The organism is Leadbettera azotonutricia ZAS-9, from assembly GCF_000214355.1.
GTDB classification, from domain to species: domain Bacteria; phylum Spirochaetota; class Spirochaetia; order Treponematales; family Breznakiellaceae; genus Leadbettera; species Leadbettera azotonutricia.
The window spans coordinates 2464200-2484741 of record NC_015577.1 but is presented as its reverse complement, the minus strand read 5'-3'; the positions used below and the strand labels follow the sequence as shown (position 1 = coordinate 2484741).

Below are 20542 nucleotides of genomic sequence, written 5' to 3'. Positions count from 1 at the left end.
CATGCAATTGACTGAACTGGGAGCGCCTATTGGGGAGTTAAAAGCCCAAATCAATAATACCTGGAGGCGTCTTTGAAGACGCCAACTTTTCACAGCGCATAGCTGATCTCGAAGCCAAGACCGGGGCGGCCGATTTCTGGAGCGACAGTTCCAGGGCCGAAAAGGTCATGGGGGAACTCAAGGCGCTTAAAAACCGTTATGAACCCTGGCGGGAACTCAGGAGCGAGATGGAGGATCTTGAAACTCTTTTCGGGCTTTCCCAGGACGAGAAAGACGAATCCCAAAGCAAAGAAATAGAAGCCGCCTTAAAAAACATGAAAGGCCGTTATGAGAAGCAGAATATCCTGGAGCTCATGAGCGGCGAGGTGGACAAGAACGGCTGCTTCCTCACGGTGCATTCGGGCGCGGGGGGTACCGAAGCCTGCGACTGGTCCCAGATGCTCTACCGCATGTACCTCCGCTGGGCCGAGCGCAGGGGCTTTACCCTTACCGAGGTTGATCGCCTCGAGGCCGAGGGGGGAATCAAGTCCGCCACGGTCAAGATCGAAGGGGACTACGCGTATGGCTACCTGAAGGGGGAGTCGGGGGTGCACAGGCTGGTGCGCATTTCTCCCTTTGACGCCAACGCGAGGCGGCACACTTCTTTTGCTTCTGTGTACCTCTTCCCGGTGCTGGACGATACCATCGAGGTCGATATACGGCCCGAGGATCTCAGGGTGGATACCTACCGTTCAGGCGGCGCAGGGGGCCAGCATGTCAACAAGACCGACAGTGCCGTGCGTTTCACCCACCTTCCTACAGGCATTGTGGTCGCCTGCCAGAGCGAACGGAGCCAGACCATGAACCGCGCCATAGGCATGAGCATGCTCAGGGCCCGGCTTTATGAATACTACAGGCTGGAAAAAGAAAAGGACAACGAAAAGTTCGCCCAGGAAAAAAAGGATATTTCCTGGGGGAACCAGATACGCTCCTATGTTTTCCAGCCCTATACCATGGTGAAGGATTACCGTACCAAAGCGGAGGCCGGAAATATCCAGGCTGTCATGGACGGGGATATCGATCTCTTTATCGAAGAATACCTGCGTTTTGCCTGGAACAATGCCCATGTATAAACGGTTTTTCCTGGCCGGGGTATTGGCGCTTTTTTTGCTCTCCCCGTTGTTCAGCAGGGGAGAACCGGAGGCAAAGCCTGATCCCTTAAATCCCAACTGGACGCTCTGTGTAACCGCTTTTGATGCATCGGCCCTCCCTGCTTCACGGAAGATCATGGGGGATATTTTGATCCGCGACCTTACCGATGCCCTTAAAGCTGTAGAAATACGTTACCGCAGCGGCGACGAAGCGGAATACTACCAGGATTACGCCTGGACAAAGTCTGTCTCTGCCGCCGCAAAAGCCCTTGCGACAAAACGCAACGAGCGGGATCTTCTGCTCTACCAGGGCACGGCAGGCTGGAAGTATCGGAAGGATCTTAAAACCAAAGAAGCTGAAATTGTAAAGCTTGAAGAAAATCTAAAGGAGCTGGAATCGGAGATTCCGGAAATTGCTTCTGTTCCAAAATTCCAGTTTACTGAAGATAATAAAAAGGGCGTGTGGCCCGCAGCCCCGAAGGCCGGGGCTGAATACCGGTTCTGCAAAAGCCAGAATGTAGATGCTTTCATTACCGGGATCGTGTCGGAATACCATGGCAGGATTTTATTGAATCTTGAGATGTATACCATTCATACCCGCTCGTTTAGCTATGAAGACAGCATCATATTTTCTCCCGAAGATATCAACATCGCTGTGGATGAACTCTCGACACGGCTTGCGCTTGCGGTTTCGGAAACCCTGCCTGCCGCCATTGCAGTCCATGCAGGGCCAGAAGATGCCATGGTCGTCATCAACGGATCTTATGCCGGCAGTGGCGAAGTCCCCCGAAAGGATCGCTCCCCAGGGGAGGTTGAAGTTACCATTCATGCGGATAATTACAATTCTGTGGTTGTGCCTATGGAATTAATTGCAGGGGAAATCGCGGAGCTTTACATTAATCTTGCGCCCTTGAGCCTTAGCAGTTTTACTGTCGATGTGCCTCAAAGCCCTGGATCATCAGTTTACCTGGGCGGCCTTTATATGGGCACTGCCCCGCTTACCCTGGAATTGCCGAGGGATCAATTTGCCTATATCAGCGTGGAGACTCCTTCGGGCGAAACTGGATCTGCGGTTTACCGCAGTGATGCTGTCATCAGGGGAAGCGCGGAATTCACGGGGCCAGGGCGCGATGGTGGGGAAAATTTAAACTACGAAACCAGGGTGCCTGTCTCCCCGGAAGAAAAGCGGGTGAATACGGCGAGGAAGAAATTCTACGGCGCCTACGGCCGCCTTTGGGTTGCCCTGCCCCTTTCCATGGTTGCCATTGGCATGGCGGGTAATTATATAAATGCGTACAATTATGGGGCTGCAACCAAAGGTCCTGCAGAACAGCAGGAAATGTACGACAAGGCGGTACGGGCTGGCTATGTCCAAACCGGCGCTTATATAGTGATAGGCCTCGCTGCTGCGGAAACTGTCTATCGCATTATACGGTATCTCTATACTTCAGGGGCGGATTCCGCCCCCATTGCTCGGTTCCCTTCCCAGGAGAATAAATAGATGAGTGTTTTCTCTGATAAAATCAAGAACTTTTTCGGAATTGGCAAAACCCTTTCCGGAGAAGTCTTTGAGGATCTTACAGATCTCCTGGTAGAAGGCGATTTCGGCGCTGCCGGGGCTTACCGCCTTGCGGACGAACTCAAAGATGCCTGCAAGAAGGAAAAAGTAGCGGACGGAGAGGGGGCAAGGAAGATTCTGGCGAAATTGCTCGAGGCTATGCTCCTCAAGGCAAAGAAAGCCGTACCGCCTGAAGGCGGCGGCCTCGCTATTATTCTTCTCCTTGGGGTAAATGGAGTTGGCAAGACTACTACTGCGGCCAAGCTTGCCGACAAGATGCGCGGTGAAGGGAAAAAACCCATACTGGCGGCAGGGGATACTTTCAGGGCTGCCGCCATTGATCAGCTCAAGATACATGGCGAGCGTCTTGGCGTGCGGGTAGTGGCCCATCAGCATGGCGGAGACCCTGCGGCTGTGGTGTATGATGCTGTCGAAGCTGCCCAGGCCGGCGGCGGGGATGTGATCATTGCGGATACAGCAGGGAGGATGCACACCAAATCGGCCCTTGTGGAAGAGCTGAAGAAAATCGACCGCATTGTGGAATCCAAAGCAAAAGACGCCAGGTATATAAAATACCTCGTGCTGGATGCTACCACCGGCAGGAATGCCCTTGCCCAGGCAGAGATTTTCCATCAGGCAGTTTCCATTGACGGGGTCATACTTACCAAATTCGACTCCAGCGCAAAGGGCGGGGTGGTATTTTCCCTGGCCGAAGATCTTGCCCTCCCTGTAATCTTCCTCTGCACCGGCGAGAAATACGGAGATATAAAACCTTTTGATTCAAAAACGTATGCTGAAGAATTTTCCGGCCTTGTCTAAGCCCCGGCTCATTATTATTGTTTGTCTCCTTGCACTGGGAAATATTCTCGCCGCCCAGGAACAGTCTCTATGGTATCGTTCCAATGCTTCGGGCCTGGCTATAGAATTGATCCCCTCGGCTTTCGCCGCATTACGGAACGAATACAGCCTTGAAATACGGAAAAGCCCTGAAGCCCCAAGTCTGCTTCTTTCTTATTACAGTGACGAGTTTTCCATAGAAAACAGGCGCCTCTATGAAAAAGGGGAACTGTTGAAGCAGCAGTGGATTTTCAGGGACGAAAAAGGGATAACCAGACTCAATGCCTCGGTTGCGGAGGAAGGGGAAGCCAGAACAGGTTTTATCGAACTATTCGACAAGGATCGTTTTATTACCGAAGAGCACCAGTTTCTGGCTGACGGCACCGAATCAATTTTCCGGTTCTTTTACAGTCAGGGAACTTTAATAAGGGCAGAAACATGGCTTAAAAAAGAGGAGGTTCAGGTTGAAGAGGCCGGAGAGGTCCCGCCTGAAAATGAACCGCTATTGGCAGAAGGTGAAGCGAGCCCTGGTCTGAACGCTGCGCCCGAGCCCGCTGCTCCTGAGCTTGTTCTCCTGACAACCGATTATTACCGCTATACCCGATCCCATTCGCTCAGGGCTATAGAGCGGGTATACCATTCAGATATTGCGGAGGGTGAAAAAGCAAAGATCGGGTTTCCGGGCATCAGTCCGGGTTTTTCCAAGGGTGTAGAGTTTGTGAATCCGGGATTTGCCTACAGCAGCGAATTCTTCAACGACATACTTATTACTGCGGGGACGAAAGTATCATATACCACCGATGACCGGGGCAGGATACTCAGCGAAACCCGAAGGGACGAAGAGGGAGAATTAATCGGGGAAATCAAAAACACCTGGACAGGGGACAGGCTCGATTCAGTGTTCTGGAAATCAGGGGATGACGAAAGAACCACCCAATATGAATATGATTCCGAAGGGAACCGGATCATGGAAAAGGACTATCGCGGCGAAACCCTGGAACGGACAGTGCGTTCCCAGGGGAATCGGGAAGTTGAGGAGCTTTACATGAACGGCTCAGTAATACTGCGGGCTGTCTGGGAAGACGGGCGGAAAATAAGCGAAGAGCGGGTTCGTCCCCAGGCAAAAAAATGAATATCAAAGCCGCGTCCTGGATAGGCTTTATTGCTGCCCGCTATGTCTCAAGGGGGAGGCGCAATTCGCCTGCAACTGTTTTTTCTGTTCTTGGCATAGCAACAGGTGTGCTTGCCCTCATCGTGATTATTGCGGTGATGAACGGCTTTCAGATGGGTTTTATCGAGAGTATACTCGAGATTTCTTCGGGCCATCTGAGGGTAGAGAATTTTCCCGCAGCTGAAGCAGGCGAAGATCTGCAGAATCGCATCAGGGCCTTGCCTGGGGTGCTTTCCGCGGTTCCCTTTAGGGAAACCAATGTGCTTATGCGCGGGAGGCTTGCAAGCTCCCGGGGCGCGGTGCTGAGGGGGCTTCCCCCTGATGCCCTTGAAAATGATTTAACCCTGGCAGCAAAACTGGAAATCGAGGATGGCTATTTTGATCTTGATTATCCCAATGGCATAGTTCTGGGAGCTGAGCTTGCGCGGTATCTTTCTGTCAAGGCCGGGGATCAGGTTACCATCCTTTCAATTTCCGGCGGCTTCTCGTCTTTCAGCGATGAAGAAGGCGGAAGCCTTCAGTATACTGTAACGGGGATATTCCGCTGCGGTTATTATGAATACGATTTGGGCTGGGCTTATATCAATATAGACAAGGCCGCCGAATTAGCCCCCGAGGGAAACAAGCCCATACTGGAGATAAAGCTCAAGGACCGCTGGCAGGACAGGCGAAGCATGGATTCCATTAATGGGCTTCTTGAAAGGACTACTCCCTGGGGTGGCGAAGAAATTCCTGTTGTAGTTTCCTGGCGTGATTATAACCGTGCTTTTTTTGGCGCTTTAAGGACAGAAAAGCTCATGATGTTTATTCTGGTAGGTCTCATCTTTATCGTGGTGGGTCTCAATATATTCCAGGCCCAGCGGCGTACTGTACTCGAGAAGCGCGAGGAGATAGGGCTGCTCCGGGCATTGGGCGCTTCGGAACTTGCAGTGCGGCTCATTTTTGTGTGGGACGGCCTCATCATCGGCTTTGCGGGGGCGGGGCTTGGCCTTGTTCTCGGCCTTTTTGTAGCTTTCCATATTCCGGCCTTTTTCACCTTTCTTGAAACCCTGGTGAATCTTTTTATAGGCGCCGCCAATGGCATAGCTTCACTTTTAGGAAATGATCCGTCCGGGTCAGGGGAATTCTCTGTTTTTTCGCCCCAGGTTTTTTATATCAAGGAAATACCCTCAAGGATCGTACCCCACGAGGTGATCCTGATTTTCTTTTTCGGGTTTTTATCGGCCCTTGTGGCGGCGTGGTTTGCGTCCCTTAAGGCATCCCGTACAAGGCCTGCGGAGGTTTTGCGTTATGAATAGCAATTGGGACAAGACAGTAGTCCGTGTCGAAGGTCTCTCCAAGAATTTTATTTCCGGTGCGGAAACCCTGCATATCCTGAAAGGCATAGATTTCGAAGCCGGGCAGGGAAGCTCTGTGGCGGTTACGGGCCAGAGCGGCAGCGGGAAAAGCACCTTCCTCAATATTATAGGGGGCCTGGATCGTTCCGACGAAGGCCATGTATATGTTTCGGGGAAAGACATTTCAGGCCTTTCCGAAAGCGGCCTTTCTTCCTACAGGCAGAAGAGCATTGGTTTTATATTTCAGTTTCATTATCTTTTAAAAGATTTTACAGCCCTGGAGAATGTGATGCTCCCTGCGTATATGGCGGGGATGAAGAAAAAGGCCGCCATTGAAAAGGCAAAAGCTCTTCTCTCCGATGTGAACTTGAGCGACAGGGCAGGTCATTACCCTTCCCAGCTTTCTGGGGGGGAACGCCAGCGGGTGGCGGCTGCCAGGGCTATGATAAACGATCCCGACATGATCCTTGCTGACGAGCCCACCGGAAACCTTGATCCCCAGAACAGCGCCATGGTTGCGGAACTCCTTTACGCCGGGGCGGAAAAATGGGGCAAGACCCTCATCGTGGTAACCCATGATGAAACAGTGGCCCGTCGGGCTATGGTGCGTTATACTCTGGAAAACGGCAGGCTTTCGCTTAATGGAGGGCAGGCTTAAGTGAAAGCCGGGGCTGCTTTTTTTATTGCCCTCCGCTATCTCCTGGGCAGGGCCCGGGAAGGGGGCCGTTACCTTAGGGGGGCTGCAGGGGGTATAGCCTTAAGCCTTATCCCCATTGTTGTAACCCTCATCGTGGCTGACGGCATGATACGGGGCATAACTGACCGTTATATAGAACTTGGGACAGGGCATTTGCAGATTTACAATTACGCCCACCCTTTGGATCCTGAAGAGCCTTCAAGCCTGATAAAAAACACTGCAGGCATCAAGGGCGCCTGGGCGGAGAAGCACGGGCTCGGGGTGCTGGTGGGGAACAAGGGTTCCCGGGGCGCTACCATCAGGGCAGTGGATAATTCTTTTTGGGAAGACGAGGGAAGCCAAAAGTATTTGGAAACCATTTCCGGGGAGAGCCGCATTTCTGACGACAAGGATGTGCTTTTGGGGGAGGAGCTTGCAAAATCCATAGGCGCCGAGGCCGGGAGCACTGTGCGGATTATGACCATCAGGGTTACAGCTGACGGGAGGAACATGCCCAGGGTTACGGTCTTTACGGTGAGGGGCATTATTTCCTCCGGCTACCGCGACCTTGATTCTCTTTGGTGCGTCATGAATACCGAGGCAGGGCAGCGCATACTCCCGGATACTTCGGCTTCTTACCTTATGCTTAAAATCGACGATCCCTATAATGGCGCTGACTCTATGGCCGCGCTTTTAAGCCGAACCCTTGGATCAGGCTACGGCATCTATACCTGGAAACAGCTTCAGCGTTCCCAATACAGTTCCTACGAATCCACACGGCAGCTTCTTCTCTTTATCATGGCGTTAATTGTAATGGTAGCAGCAGTAAATGTGTCATCGGCTACGTCAATGCTTGCCATAGAAAGGCAGCGGGACATTGCGGTTCTCAAAGCTTCCGGGGCAAATCCTGGTTTTACCAGCGGCATATTCCTTTGGGGTGCTTTCCTTACGGGCCTCGCGGGTTCTGTTATAGGAATTGCCGCCGGCCTTCTTATAGGAGCCTCGGTCAATGAGCTCGTGAGGGGGCTTGAATCATTCTTGAGCTTTTTCTCAAGATTCATTAACGGAGAGCCGGTGAAGATTTTGGATTCCGGTTATTATCTTGAAAAAATTCCCATCATCATAGACAGGGCTTCGGTTTTTCTTATCGGGCTTTTTACTGTTTTGAGTTCAGTGCTGGCGTCATGGATACCTGCGCGGAGAGCGGGGAAATTAAAGCCTATTGAAATTATGCGGAAGTATTAATTTAGGCTGCGTAACTCTCGAAGCGCTGCTGGCCTGACATAAAAAGATCCACCAGTACCGGATCAAAGTGGGTGTCCCTGCCCTCGGCAATAATGCGGACAGCTTCCTTGTGGGAGTAGGCCTTCTTGTAAGGGCGTTCCGAAATGAGGGCGTCATATACATCCACGATTGCCATGAGGCGGCCCTGGAGGGGTATTTCCCTGCCCTTGAGGCCGTAGGGGTAGCCTGAACCATCCCACCATTCATGGTGGGTTCCTATGAAAATCTTGGCATATTGCAGAAAAAGGTCAGCTGCGGAGGTCTCCATTTTTTCTATCATACGAAGGCCAGAGAGGGTGTGGGTTTTCATCTCTTCAAATTCATCTTCTGTGAGCTTCCCGGGTTTTAAGAGAATGCTGTCGGGGATAAAAAATTTGCCAAGGTCATGGAGCAGCGAAGAGCGGAGAAAATATTCGCGGTTCCAGGTGCTGATTTCCTCATTATAATAACCGGCGCTTTCGAGCATTTCGAGGAGGAGCTCTATGTACCTGCGGGTTCTTCCGAGGTGGCCATTGGTGATGCCCCCGGGGTGTTCCATATAATCCGCCATGGATCGTAAAACTGAGTTTTGAATATCCTCCACCCTGCTAACCCCCGGCTTTTCTAAATTATCGGCATTTTAGCCGGACCCTTTACCAGAGAATGAGGCGCCCCCGGTCGGAAACGAAGCCCATTTCTTTTAGCAAAGCCCCATAATCGCCGGAAGCCGCGTTTTTTCCATTGATTTTTTCAATGATAATCTTGGTTTCAGGGCTTATAGCCCTGGTTCTGGAGATCCTGGCGAATTCCAAGACTTCTGGCAGACTGGGATCATCGGGGGGTATACATATTTTGATATCCTTGCCCCCCCGGTTTGATACTGCCAAAAGCTCCGAACCCCTGTAGCAGAGCCTTGAGGATGCTATGCGTGAGGGAAGGTTCCCGCCGGCTTCGATCCCGGAAACCGCCAGGCCTGCGGGGCTTGCAGGATCTGCGGCGTTCATCCAATAGATATCCTTTAAGGTTTCGGCTTTTTCCAGTTCCTGCCCAATTGCAGGGGAAGCGAATTGCAGCGAATTGATGCCTGCAAAAAAGCGGCCTGCTGTAAGCTCCCCCGCAAGCTCCATGCGCCGTATGCTGGGAAGAAGGCGGGACCAGGAGAAACAGGGCGCTTCCCTTTCAAGGAGGGGCCTCGAAAGCACGCCCCAGCGGCCCAGGAGTATCCTCACCCTGTCCTTGTTAAGCTCATCTTCTTCAAGGGGATCAAATTCTTCGGGGGAGGGGCCCTCGTCTTCTGCAAGGGAAAACCAGCTTCCCAGTACCGGCGGCCCTGAACGCCACCTTTCCCTCAGCGCCCTGGGAATACGGCGCATGCCCCGGGGATAAGTTTCCAAAGCAGGGGCTTCTTCCCCGGTTTGGGCTGAAGCAAAACCCTGGGCTAAAGCCCTGCGCAGGGGTTCCCATGAATCAGAGGAGAGGCAGCCTTTCCACACCGATTTCCAAAGGGCTTCGGCGCAAGCCTCCATGTTGAGGCCGGAGGCATTCTTTATTTCCCAGAAACTTCGGGGAATATTGAAAAAATCCCTGGGCAGTATTTCTGCGAAATCATCAGTATTAGTGTTAATTTGCGCAAGATCCAAATCCCGGGGTTCGCAGAAACCGACTTTTTCTTTGCCTCCTCCGTACCACAAAGCCTCCCGTCCCTGATTTCCTGATCCAGTATTTCACCCCGGTATGTTTTTGCCCGTGCAGGGAAGATTTCAGTTTCCCATAATTTGGCAGCCAGAATAAATCCTGAAAGTTTCTCCCAGGGTGGTGTTTTTTCTGAATGTGACAGCAGTCCCTGCCGCAGGGCAAGGAAAGGCACAAGCAGGGGGGCTGCCCTTTCCTTTATTTCAGGCCGCCGCTTCCTTCGTGATAAACGCAGAAGAAGTTCGAGGTTTTCCCTGTCGCAGATCAAGGCAGAACCGGCAAAGCAGGAGGGGGCTGTGGTTTCCCCAATGACAGTAACACCCTGCGCAAGCTCTCCGGCCTCTTCCAGTGCCAGCGCCGCTTCTTCTGCTTTTTTTTGGGAGAGGCCGAAAACTTCGCTGATTCGTGCTAGGGGCAGAGGGCCTTCATAGCGAAGCCACTGCCCAAGCCCCGGGAATGGGTTTTTCTCCAGGCGTTTTTCCCATTCACGATGGACTATAAGGGAAATGTCCGCCTTCTTTTTTAAAACAAGGCGCCCTCCAAGGGTAGGATCATTTTTCCATTCTTCTTTCAATTCAGGGGGAATCAAGCCCAGCAACGCTTCCCATTCTTCGTTGTTATTATTTGAGGGAATCGCCACCCGCTCTTTAACCCATTCGCAGAGGGTGAGGGCATCATCGGGAGCCCAGCCGGGCAGTTCGCGTTTCAGCCTGGCCGAAAAGTTCTTGACTATACCAGAGGCGAGGGGAGGGCGCAGAGACGCGTTTCCCATGGCTTCTGTAATAACCTGATCCGAAAGGGAGGGTCCGGCAGCGTTTTTATTCCCTGACGGTGGCCCCATAAGATCGGGCCGTTCATCATATTCGTACATGAGGGTATTGGTCTCTGCCCAGGCAAGCTCCCGGGAAAAGGGGCTTGGCTGGCGGGTCCTGAAACAATCAACAGTAATAGTATTAGTCTTTATGTCTTCGAGAAAGGATCTAAAACCATTCATATCAAATTGTTCGTTAAGGCAGACCCGCCAGGCTTCAGCGGCAGCGGGAAAATCCCGGTAAGAGGAAACCGCGTCAAAGAGGCGCTTGGATCTTTGCCGTATTACCCAGAGGGGTATGCGTTTTCCGAATGGGGAGCGGGGGAGGAGGAGAGAACGTTCAGCTGCTTCCCTGAATGCCGCGCCGAAAACACCGGAGGACTCAAGGCGTTCCATAAAACGTTTTTCGCCTGCCTCGCCCCGGCAGAGCCGCTTCAAGGCTTCTGCAGTGATAGCTCCGGGATCGCCCCCTATGGATCTGGGCAGCCTTAAGAGTATGGCGTTGTCGTCAGGCACGGCTTCTACCCTTACCGTGAATTCGGCTTCCAGTTCCCTGGCCAATGCCATGGAGAGGGGATAGTTGATTGCCCCGCCCCTGAAGGTATGGAGGATAACGGAATAGGCATCACCCCTTCCTGTAGGATCATCAATGATTTCTATGGGGAAGAAATTGGGCCCCGGCAGCGGGATCTTCCCCTGGAAGGATTTTTGGCTGGCAAGGAAATTATCAAGCCCGTCCATGGCTTCCCGGGAAAAGCCTGAAATATCCTCTAAAGGCCCGGAATTGCGCTGTTCAAGAATTTCCATAGAACGCCGAGCCAGCACAGGACTGCGGTAGACTGAATCGGCTTTCCAGAAGGGGGCATAATCGGCGCCGTGGGGCAGGGGAACGGCTTCGACTGCTTCCGCTCCAATGGCGGTTATCTTCCAGGACGAATTGCCGAAGTCAAATACATCGCCCAGCCGCCGTTCCCAGACAAATTCCTCATCCAGTTCGCCGATTTTCGTGCCGGCCCCTTCAGTCCCTGGGGCAAGCCTTAATGAATAATAGCCCCTGCTTGCAATAACACCGCCGGAAGAGTAGAGCAGGAGCAGGGCGCCTGGGGCAGCAGCAAGCATTCCGGTTTCATCATCACGGAAGATACGCCGCTTCAATTCCCTTAAACGGGTTTCCTCATAAGCCCCGGTAAGCATTTTTACTACACTGTCATAGCTGGATCGGGAAAGGCTGCGGTACACATAAAAACCACGGAGGAGATCGTACAATTCATCCTCGTTCCAGTCTTTTTCAGTGCATAAAGAAAGTATGATCTGGGCCAGAAGATCCAGGGGGTTTTCAATGCTTTTGGTATCTTCAAGTTCCCGCTCCTCTACAGCCCCGCTAATCGCGGCTGCCTGGAGCAGATCCAACCCATGAAAGGGAATGAGGCAGCCCTTGCTGGTCATACCCACACCGTGACCGGACCTTCCAATGCGCTGCAATGCAGTGGATGACGCGCCCGGGCTGCCTGCCAAAATCACCTCATCCACATTTCCTATATCTATGCCCAACTCCAGGGAGCCTGTGGCAACAACGCAGGGAATAGTCCCTTCTGTAAGCCCCTTTTCAACCGCCCTGCGTACTTCCTTTGAAAGGCTCCCATGATGGGTAAAAGCCAGGGTTTCTCCCGCATCCTGGTTTATCAAAAAGCTTATCCGCTCCGCCCTCCGCCTGGAATCGGTAAACACCAATACTGCGCGGGAAACTTCGTTGCAAAAAGCTCCCTTGTCGGAACGGTGTGTGCGTATCCTTTGTATAAGAAAATGAATCAACGCGGTATAGCGCCTTCCGTAACGCTGGGCTTTGGTTTCATCAATGACCTCGGGTTCGTCAGGGAAGATGACCGAGAAATCAATTCGCTTGTCTGTTTTGGGGGCAACAATGTGAACTTTCCTCGGCTCATAGCGCCCCGGTTTCACTGCCTTAAGGCCGCCAGCAAATGCCGCTGCTACTTCGGGAGGCTTAACCGTTGCCGAAAGCCCCACCCTCTGGAATTCTCCGGCGCTCATGGCAAGCCTGTCGATCTGGCATGAGAGGAAACAGCCCCGCTTGGTCCCTATGGCTGTATGTATCTCGTCGAGGATTACATAGCGGACATTGGAAAGTATATTTCTGCCCTTCGGATTGAGGAGGAGGATACCCAGGCTTTCAGGCGTGAGGGCCAGGATTGAAGGAGGCCGCAAAAGAAAACGCCGCCTCTCGGATTGGGGAGTATCGCCCGAACGGGTCTCGACCCTGACCGCAGGGAAAGTCTCCCCTGCTTTTTCAAAATACGTCTTAATCCCCTCAAGGGGCTCGGTAAGATTGCGCCGTATATCCTCGTTCAGAGCCTTGAGGGGCGACACATAAAGGACTGACAGTTTATCTGCGGGGTATATGCCTTCTGCAAAACGGGAGATAGCCGCCAGGAACCCGGTGAGGGTTTTCCCGCTCCCTGTGGGCGCAAGAGCAAGCACATGTTCGCCACTTGCAATGAGGGGCCACGCCTCGGTCTGCACCGCTGTGGGCTTGCCATAGGTATCAGTGAACCAGGAGTTGATTAGAGGGTGGAAGGGCAGCATTATTACTCCTTGGGCCCGCAGTGGAAGTTCCCTGTATCAAACTTTAAAACAGCGGCACAGATGAGAAGGGCTTATTTCTTTAAGTTCAGGGTGTTCATTAAAACACATGGCGTCCGCCCTGGAACACCGTGAAGCAAAAGCACAGCCCTGCGCTTCTTTGGTAAGGGGAATCACTTCGCCGGTAACGGCTTTTGGCTTCTCCGGCGAAGGGACAGTAGGACCCTGAACCGGGCCGTCTTTTCCGGCGGCCACCGACGAAAAAAGCAGCTCCGTGTAGGGGTGAATCCCCGAGCGGTAGAGCTCTGCTGCAGGGGCTTCTTCCATAAGTTCGCCCCGGTACATGACGCCGATGCGGTCGCAGAAATAGCAGGCTACTTTTAGATCGTGAGCTATGAAAAGGAAGGAAAGATCCCGCTTGCTGCGTATGTCCAGCAAAAGATTGAGTATCTGCCCCTGTATGGAAACATCCAGGGCAGAAACCACTTCGTCGCAAATGAGGAGATCCGGCCGCATGAGGAGGCCACGGGCGATGGAAATACGCTGTCTCTGGCCCCCCGAAAATTCCGCAGGCCGCCTTTCAAGATCAGCTGCCGATAGGCCGACTTCTTCAAGAATCGCAGCCGCTTCTTCCCATAGTGCGTTCTTGTCACGGGTACCCACTGTCCAGCGGGGCCCAGAAGTCAATACATCGAAGATCCTCATCCTGGGGTTGAGGGATCTTGCAGGGTCCTGAAACACATATTTTACACGCTGGCGGTATAACCTGAGCTGTTTGCCTTTAAGAGCGCGCACATTTACTGCGTTTTCATCATCACCGATAAAAGTGATGGCGCCTTCGTCAGCTTCATACATGCGCACCAGGAGCCGCGCAGTGGTAGTCTTGCCGCAGCCCGATTCGCCTACGAGGCCGTAGGTTTCGTTTTTGCCTATAGAGAAAGACACATCGTTGACTGCGTACACAAAACGCCCAAAATGGGCAAAAAAGCCCGCTTCAAGGTTGAAACGCTTTCGTAAACCTGATACAGAGATCACAGGATGGGTCACGAGGTAGCCTCCTGGTTGTCAATGCAGACACAGCGAACTTCATGCCCTTCTTCCTTCAAAGCAAGAGGAGGTATGCCGCTGGTACATTCGGGCTTTGCCTTTGTGCAACGGGGGGCAAAAGGGCATCCCGGCTCAGGGTTTGAAGGATCGGTAACCCTGCCCGGTATTGCAAGCAGCCTTGACTTTGAATAATGGCTGCCAAAGGAAGGGGAGGCTGCAAGGAGGGCCTTGGTATAAGGATGCAAAGCCGCGCCGCCGGAAATTGTTCCTGAACCGCCTGCCTCCATGATAAGGCCGCCGTACATTACAAGGATACGGTCGGAAATATCCGCTACCAAATCGATATCATGGCTGATGAAGATAATGGAAATCCGCCTTGTTTTGCGCAATGCCCTAAGGAGTTCTATTATCTGCTTCTGAATCGTTACATCCAGGGCTGTGGTAGGTTCATCGGCGACCAGGAGTTCGCAGCCCTGAGCCAATGCCAGCGCAATGCCGATGCGCTGGAGCTGGCCTCCCGAGAACTGATGGGGGAAATTCGAAAGCCGCTCCCTGCTGTTGTCAAGGCCCGTCTCTTTTAAGAGAGCTTCTGCTTTTTCCATTGCAGCATCGCGGGTAATATAAGGATCGCTGTTATGGAAGGTTTCAAAAAACACGCTGCCCATATTTTGCAGGGGATCATAGGATCTTCCGGGTTCCTGGAAGATCATGCCTATCTTTTTGCCCCGGTATAGCCTCAAATCGTTTATAGCAAGACCGGTGAGTTCTTTCCCCTCGTACAAAATTGAGCCCTGTACGGAAGCGTTCTTCGGAAGCAGATCAGGTATAGCCTGGGTAGTAACGCTTTTTCCTGAGCCGCTTTCGCCTACTATGCCGAGAATTTCCCCTTTTGCCAAATCGAATGAAACCCCGCGTACCGCCTGTACCTTGATGTGCTCCTTGCCTCGGAGCACCGAGAAATCAACAGTAACATCATGCAATTCGAGCAAAGGTGTATTAGCAGCAATACTGTCATAATTAGCAGTATTACTGTTCATGTTAACACTTTTACTGTCCGGAGGATTCTCATTTTTCTTCTTCCTGAAAAAAGGCGGGAATTTGAAAAACACCGTATGATAGGGATCGTAATAATCCCTAAGGGCGTCTCCCAGAAAATTAAAAGCCAGTGTTACCCCCAGGAGGAACCAGACGGGGTTTAAAAGCCAGGGGTAATTTTTAAGGTTGTTCAGTGTGGAAATATCCCGCTTGATCATGGAGCCCCAGCTTACTGCGGGATCAACGATGCCCAGGCCGAGGTAAGAGAGGGTGGTCTCGGTCATGATGAATCCGGGAATGGAGAGGGCTATGCTTACGATGAGGAGGCTTGAAATTTGGGGGATGATGTCCCTGGTGATGATCAACGTGGAAGGTATCATTTCAAGCTGGGAATTCATGACAAATTCTTCACGCTTGATGGCATGCACCATGCCCCGTATTGTCCGGGCTGAACCAGGCCAGCCCACAAGGGAGAGTATTACAGTGATCATCATGTAAGCCTGGCCTGAATCCATATTGGACGAAAGGAGTGATCGCAGAAAAAGTATGAGGTAGAGGCCGGGGATGAGCATGAAGAATTCGCAAATCCTCATAATGGACCAGTCGGTAGCCCCGCCATAGTAGCCCGCAAGCCCGCCGAAGAGCACAGCAAGGGCAAGGGATATGGCAGTAGCCACAAAGCCAATGGTCAGTGAAATCCGGGAACCGTGTATGATCCGGGAAAAAATATCCCGCCCCAAATTGTCGGCGCCCATCAGGAAGATCGGGTATGCGCCCCTGGCTGTGGTAAAAAGGTGCCGCTCCATGGGGATAAGGCCCAAGAGCTTGTAAGGCGTGCCCTTGCCGAGGAACCGCACTTTTTCATAGCTGTCCCGTATGCGGGCATATTTCCACGCGACCGTGCTGGTTACCCGGAATTCCTGGGCCTGGAAAGTGCCGTTATAAAAACGGCCGTTGGGCGGATGGTAGCTCATTTCCCCGAAGGTAGTGGCTGCAGGGTAAGGCGCGATAAACTCCGCGAAGATCATGCAGAGGTAGAGGAGGCAGAGGAGAACAAGGGAAATAAAGCCCAGAGGCCGGCTTTTAACATACACAAGGAATTTTTTCATCAGTTTTTTCCGTACCGTATCCGGGGATCGACCAGGGCCAGCAGTATGTCTGCCAGAACCATGCCCAGGAGCACCAGAAACGAAATGAACATGATGTTGGAGAGCACCAGGTTAATGTCCTCCTGCAGCACCGCCTCGTACATAAGCCGCCCTATGCCGGGATAGGCAAAAATAATTTCGAGGATCAAGGAGCCGGAAAAAAGACCCGCCAGAAGATTGGCACTTCCGGTGATATAGGGGTTAAGGGTGTTTCGGAAGGCATGGAAAAAATAAACTTTCCATTCCGCAATGCCCCTGCTCCGCAGGCTTGTGATATAGGGCTGTCCAAGCTGATCCAGCATAGTTGCCCGTATCATCCTGAGGGTACCCCCAATGCCCCCCAAAAAAGATGCCAAAAGGGGGAGGAAAACATGGTGCGCATAAGAGAATACAAATTTACCCGGCGCTTCCGAAAAAGGGAAAGAGGGATAGGCGGTTACGGGGAAAAGATTTGTAACCGAGGCGAAAAGCTGCAACAATATCAGTAACAGTATGCCCGGAAAGGCGTGGAGCACCAGGGCAAAAAAAGTCACTGCCAGATCGGTCCTTGTTCCTGCTTTGGCAGAAAAGTAAACCCCCAGGATAAAAGAAAAAACCGTGATTAACACTAATGATATTAAATTGAGCAGTAGGGAGTTAAAGAGCCGTGAAGCTATCAGGAACGAAACAGGCGCCCGTGAAATAAGGCTTACTCCCAGATCGTGGTAGACTACTACCCGGTTAATCCAGCGGAAGTACTGGATATAAAAGGGCTGGTCCAGGCCCAGGTAGGCCCTTTGGGCTTCGTACTGTTCCATGTTTACCGTCTCGTTGGTTCTGCTGCTGCCCCGACTCTGGTTCTCGCTGAAAAGCTGCTGAATCATGATCTGGTCTACAATGTCTCCCGGGGCAAGTTCCATAAGCCCGAATACGGCGAAACCCAGAAGGAAGAGCATCGCGGCCATGATGATAAAACGCCCGATGATGTAGGATAAAAGGGGAAAGCTTCTGCGCAGGGAATGTATCGGCGAAAACAGTGTCCTTGCGATGCCTGACAATTTCTGCAGCAATGCTTTCATCTGTCTGCTTACTGCTTCAAAAATATGTGGGAAGTTTCTGCGCCTCTGAGGTTGTCATAATAGACATTGGCGTGATCCCAGCGGTTCCCCAGCGCCCAAAAACCTTTGGGCCGCACCAGATAAATCAGGGGGCTTTGCTCTAGAATAATCGTCTGGAATTCATCCCAAATAACCTTGGCTTTCTCCTCGTCTACTGTATAGGCGCCCTCGTTATAAAGGTAGTCTACCCTGGCCTCCCATTCTGTGGCGGGGCTTTCCTGATTGGGGTTCCATAAATGGAGATTTCCATCGGAAGCCCATACGTTGCTCCCCTGGCTGGGGAAGGTGTTGTCCCCCGAAAGCCCCATGATAAGGGATTCCCAGTCAAAGGTCCGGGTAAGCTGTTCCACCAGTTTCTGAAAATCGAGAACCCGAATGTTTATCTTGATTCCGACCTTGGAAAGTTCATCGGCAATAATCGAAGCAATATCGTTAGTGACAGAATTGTCCGAGGCGATGGTCAGATTGAATTCAATGGCTCTGTTTTCCCTGTCCCGCATGATCCCCTGTTCGTCCTGTTTGATGCCGATGGACGAAAAAAGCTCTATTGCTTTTTTCGTGTCGTACAAAAACGCGAGCTTTATCTTTTCGTCAAAATAGCGGTTTGTCTCGGGGAAGAAGTAGAGCTTGGGGGACGCCAGCCCCCGGTACACCTGGTTGATAATCCGATCCCGGTTCAGGAGGCTGCTCATGGCCTGGCGGAATTCTTTTTGGACGAACCAGGAATACTGGGGCGTTTTTGCGTTTACCGGGTTCTGGTTAAAAGCCCAGAAGCTTGCCGAAAGGGCGCCGTCGTTATTGTAAACTGTATAATCGGGGTTGGGCTTGTTTAAAAGTTCATCCATGTCTTCAGGACGGAGGCCCCAGCTCTCGGTCTCTCCCTGTTTGAAAAGAAGGAACCGGGTGTTTTCGTCGGGGATAATGCGCACTACTTCTTCTTCGTAATAGGGAATGGAAACGTTATTGCTGTCCTTTTCCCAATAGTTGGGATTGCGTTTATACACAAGCCTTTGGCCGGGTATGTATTCGACCAGATACCACTGTCCGCAGGAGGGGATATTTTTCGGGTCTGTGTTCACGGAAAAAATATCCATCACCCCCTGGGCGCCGCCGTTTTTCTTGGCTTCTTCATAATTGATTCTGGGCGCGATATCCATATTGGTTGCCAAAAGGGGCTCGGCAACAATGCGGGGAAAGTGGAACACAAAGCGGCGATCATCGATTTTTTCTATTTCGATATGGGCATCGCTGCCATCTTCCATGGTGAGGAACTGCTGGTAGTACCCTGAACTCTGGCACTCCGGATCTCCCCGAATTTCGTTATACCAGAAAACGATGTCGTCGCTGGTAACTTTTATTTTGCGGTCCGAGTTGTACCAGGTCCAGTAAAGATCATCCCTCAGGGTATAGATCACGTCAAGTTTGTCCGCCGCTTCATCGGCAATAATTTCAAAAGAAGCCCCGTGGGGTATCCATTCCCGTTTGACCCTGTCGTAATCAACGAGGTAATCCAGCATCATGTCCGTAACGCCTGCGGTCTGGGAGTCTGTCTCGGCAATGAGAAGGTTAAAACTTTTGGGGTCCTGGATCATAACGCTGTTCCAGGTTCCCCCCAGTTTGCCGGAGACAAAGTCCTGGCCCTTATAGGGCTTGGCCGTGGTTTTTGCGACCATTTCGTCCACACCGCCCCCGGCCATTGCTTCAGCTTCTTCAATGGATATTTCATCGCTTTTGGAGCAGGAAAAAAGGGCTGCTGCGAGGACAGCCCCAAGAATCAATGCCATCTTATTCATGGCTTCATACTATAGATAGCTTAATAGGGTGTCAATTATGAAAAAATTTTCCCCTGGTTGAGGGGGGGCCTTGCGGCGAAACGCACATACTTGGGTTTCCCTTCAAATTCCAGGGCAATGACCGCGACCCCCGCAATCTTGTCCTGGGGCTCTTTGGGAACTCCGCTGAAAATGATGCGGTACTTTTCCTGGGTGAATTTAAGGCTTGCCCCGGTTCCTAAAATTTTTGCCGATTTGAGTTTGGTCGTAAAGCCGCCCACAACAAAGTCGCCGCTCTTTGACCAGATCCAGTTCCACAGGTATGCAGTATTGCCTTTAATGCTGACAGAACAGATGCCTGAACCATAGCCCCAGGTCTCGGTGACCTTATTCATTTTGCCATAAGCGCACTCGCCGTATTTGGCAAGCCATTTGCCCACAGTGGCAAGAGGCCCAATTGCCTCCGGGGGAACCGAGCCGTCGGGGGCAGGGCCGATGTTTAGGAGAAGGTTCCCGCCGCCATGGGCGCAGGTCGCAAGCATCCTTAAAATGCGCTGGGCATTGTAGCTGTATGGCTCAACCTGAGCAGCGTCTACATAACCCCATGAAAGACCATTGAAGGTCATGCAGGCTTCCCAATCCCTGTCTTTCTCGGCAGTCACATGCTCTTCGGGGGTGCCGAAATCCTCGTCCAGACGGCTTCTGTTGTCGATGATGAGGCCGGGCTGCAATTTCCGCAGCCGCTGGTTCATTTCCAGGGAATTCCAGCCTTCCCAGTTATTCATGGGCTCGGGCACATCGTACCAGAGTATGTCGATTTTCCCATACTGGGTGAGGAGCTCTTCGTTAAGCGCATAGATGTAATCGTTAAAGCGTTTTCTTGCCGCGCTATCGTACGCGGCGGCCCCGCCGTCGGGATGGTGCCAGTCCATACAGGAAGAATAGAAACCAATACGGAGGCCCTGCTCCCTACAGGCTTCTACGAATTCTTTTACGATGTCCCGTTTGGGTCCGTAGTTGACGCTGTTATAGGGATTGGCTTTGGAATCCCAGAGGGAGAAGCCTTCGTGGTGCCTGGTGGTCAGCACCATGTACTTCATGCCCGCGGCTTTTGCAAGCCTGGCCCATTCTTTGGGCGCTCCGGGTTTGGGGAGGAATTTATCCGCCAGTTTTTCATATTCCTGTACCGGCCAGTTTTCGATGGCCATTGCCCATTCATGCCTGCCCAATACAGTGTAAAGACCGAAGTGGACAAACATGCCGAAGCGCGCTTCGCGCCACCATGCCATCCTCTTGTCCCGGCTCTTTGCAGTAGATGCTTCGTATTCAGGTTTTGAAAGCAGCTTTGCCATGATTTTCTCCCTTATATT

15 protein-coding genes are annotated in these 20542 nt (G+C 52.1%); 7 read left to right on the top strand and 8 right to left on the bottom strand.

Features of this window, described 5'->3' with window-relative positions; genetic code table 11:
* The first annotated feature begins 1 nt into the window (after window position 1).
* The 7 genes from prfB to TREAZ_RS10845 all read left to right on the top strand — a co-directional run bounded on the left by prfB (window position 2) and on the right by TREAZ_RS10845 (window position 7954).
* Window positions 2–1112 (top strand): peptide chain release factor 2 gene (gene prfB / locus TREAZ_RS10875; protein ID WP_245535024.1). Its coding sequence is split into 2 segments (ribosomal slippage): window positions 2–73 and window positions 75–1112, totalling 1110 coding nucleotides; the frame shifts between segments, so codons are not numbered across the junction.
* Window positions 1105–2631 (top strand): hypothetical protein, encoded by a 1527-nt coding sequence (locus tag TREAZ_RS10870; RefSeq protein ID WP_015711908.1) that lies wholly within the window; start codon window positions 1105–1107, stop codon window positions 2629–2631. The genes prfB and TREAZ_RS10870 overlap by 8 nt, the downstream gene beginning before the upstream one ends.
* Window positions 2632–3507 (top strand): signal recognition particle-docking protein FtsY, encoded by an 876-nt coding sequence (gene ftsY / locus TREAZ_RS10865; RefSeq protein ID WP_015711907.1) that lies wholly within the window; start codon window positions 2632–2634, stop codon window positions 3505–3507.
* On the top strand, window positions 3479–4657 hold the full coding sequence (locus TREAZ_RS10860; protein ID WP_052297676.1) for a hypothetical protein: 1179 nt from the start codon (window positions 3479–3481) through the stop codon (window positions 4655–4657). The genes ftsY and TREAZ_RS10860 overlap by 29 nt, the downstream gene beginning before the upstream one ends.
* Window positions 4654–5994 (top strand): ABC transporter permease, encoded by a 1341-nt coding sequence (locus TREAZ_RS10855; protein ID WP_015711905.1) that lies wholly within the window; start codon window positions 4654–4656, stop codon window positions 5992–5994. The genes TREAZ_RS10860 and TREAZ_RS10855 overlap by 4 nt, the downstream gene beginning before the upstream one ends.
* Window positions 5987–6691: an ABC transporter ATP-binding protein gene (locus TREAZ_RS10850; protein ID WP_015711904.1), complete on the top strand. Its 705-nt coding sequence runs from the start codon at window positions 5987–5989 to the stop codon at window positions 6689–6691. The genes TREAZ_RS10855 and TREAZ_RS10850 overlap by 8 nt, the downstream gene beginning before the upstream one ends.
* Entirely contained in the window at window positions 6692–7954 is a 1263-nt protein-coding gene (locus TREAZ_RS10845) for an ABC transporter permease (protein ID WP_015711903.1), read from the top strand. It begins immediately after the preceding gene.
* Between the two features lies 1 nt (window position 7955).
* Here the strand turns inward: TREAZ_RS10845 and TREAZ_RS10840 are convergent, their stop codons facing one another.
* The 8 genes from TREAZ_RS10840 to TREAZ_RS10805 form a co-directional block, all read right to left on the bottom strand.
* Entirely contained in the window at window positions 7956–8531 is a 576-nt protein-coding gene (locus TREAZ_RS10840) for an HD-GYP domain-containing protein (protein WP_245535023.1), read from the bottom strand.
* A gap of 94 nt (window positions 8532–8625) precedes the next feature.
* Window positions 8626–9612, bottom strand: coding sequence for an Lhr family helicase (locus TREAZ_RS10835; RefSeq protein WP_148257797.1), 987 nt, complete (start codon window positions 9610–9612; stop codon window positions 8626–8628).
* Window positions 9519–13076, bottom strand: coding sequence for a DEAD/DEAH box helicase (locus TREAZ_RS10830; protein ID WP_052297674.1), 3558 nt, complete (start codon window positions 13074–13076; stop codon window positions 9519–9521). Before TREAZ_RS10830 ends, TREAZ_RS10835 begins: the two co-directional genes overlap by 94 nt.
* Before the next feature lie 36 nt (window positions 13077–13112).
* Complete coding sequence (locus tag TREAZ_RS10825; RefSeq protein WP_015711901.1) at window positions 13113–14120, bottom strand: oligopeptide/dipeptide ABC transporter ATP-binding protein; 1008 nt, start codon at window positions 14118–14120, stop codon at window positions 13113–13115.
* Complete coding sequence (locus TREAZ_RS10820) at window positions 14117–16264, bottom strand: dipeptide/oligopeptide/nickel ABC transporter permease/ATP-binding protein (protein ID WP_015711900.1); 2148 nt, start codon at window positions 16262–16264, stop codon at window positions 14117–14119. The genes TREAZ_RS10825 and TREAZ_RS10820 overlap by 4 nt, the downstream gene beginning before the upstream one ends.
* A complete protein-coding gene (locus TREAZ_RS10815; RefSeq protein WP_015711899.1) occupies window positions 16264–17361 on the bottom strand; it encodes an ABC transporter permease in 1098 nt (365 codons plus the stop codon). The genes TREAZ_RS10820 and TREAZ_RS10815 overlap by 1 nt, the downstream gene beginning before the upstream one ends.
* Window positions 17362–17369: 8 nt before the next feature.
* Entirely contained in the window at window positions 17370–19193 is a 1824-nt protein-coding gene (locus TREAZ_RS10810; RefSeq protein ID WP_043923054.1) for an ABC transporter substrate-binding protein, read from the bottom strand.
* 35 nt (window positions 19194–19228) lie between these two features.
* Window positions 19229–20524 (bottom strand): alpha-L-fucosidase, encoded by a 1296-nt coding sequence (locus TREAZ_RS10805; RefSeq protein ID WP_015711897.1) that lies wholly within the window; start codon window positions 20522–20524, stop codon window positions 19229–19231.
* Window positions 20525–20542 lie beyond the last annotated feature (18 nt).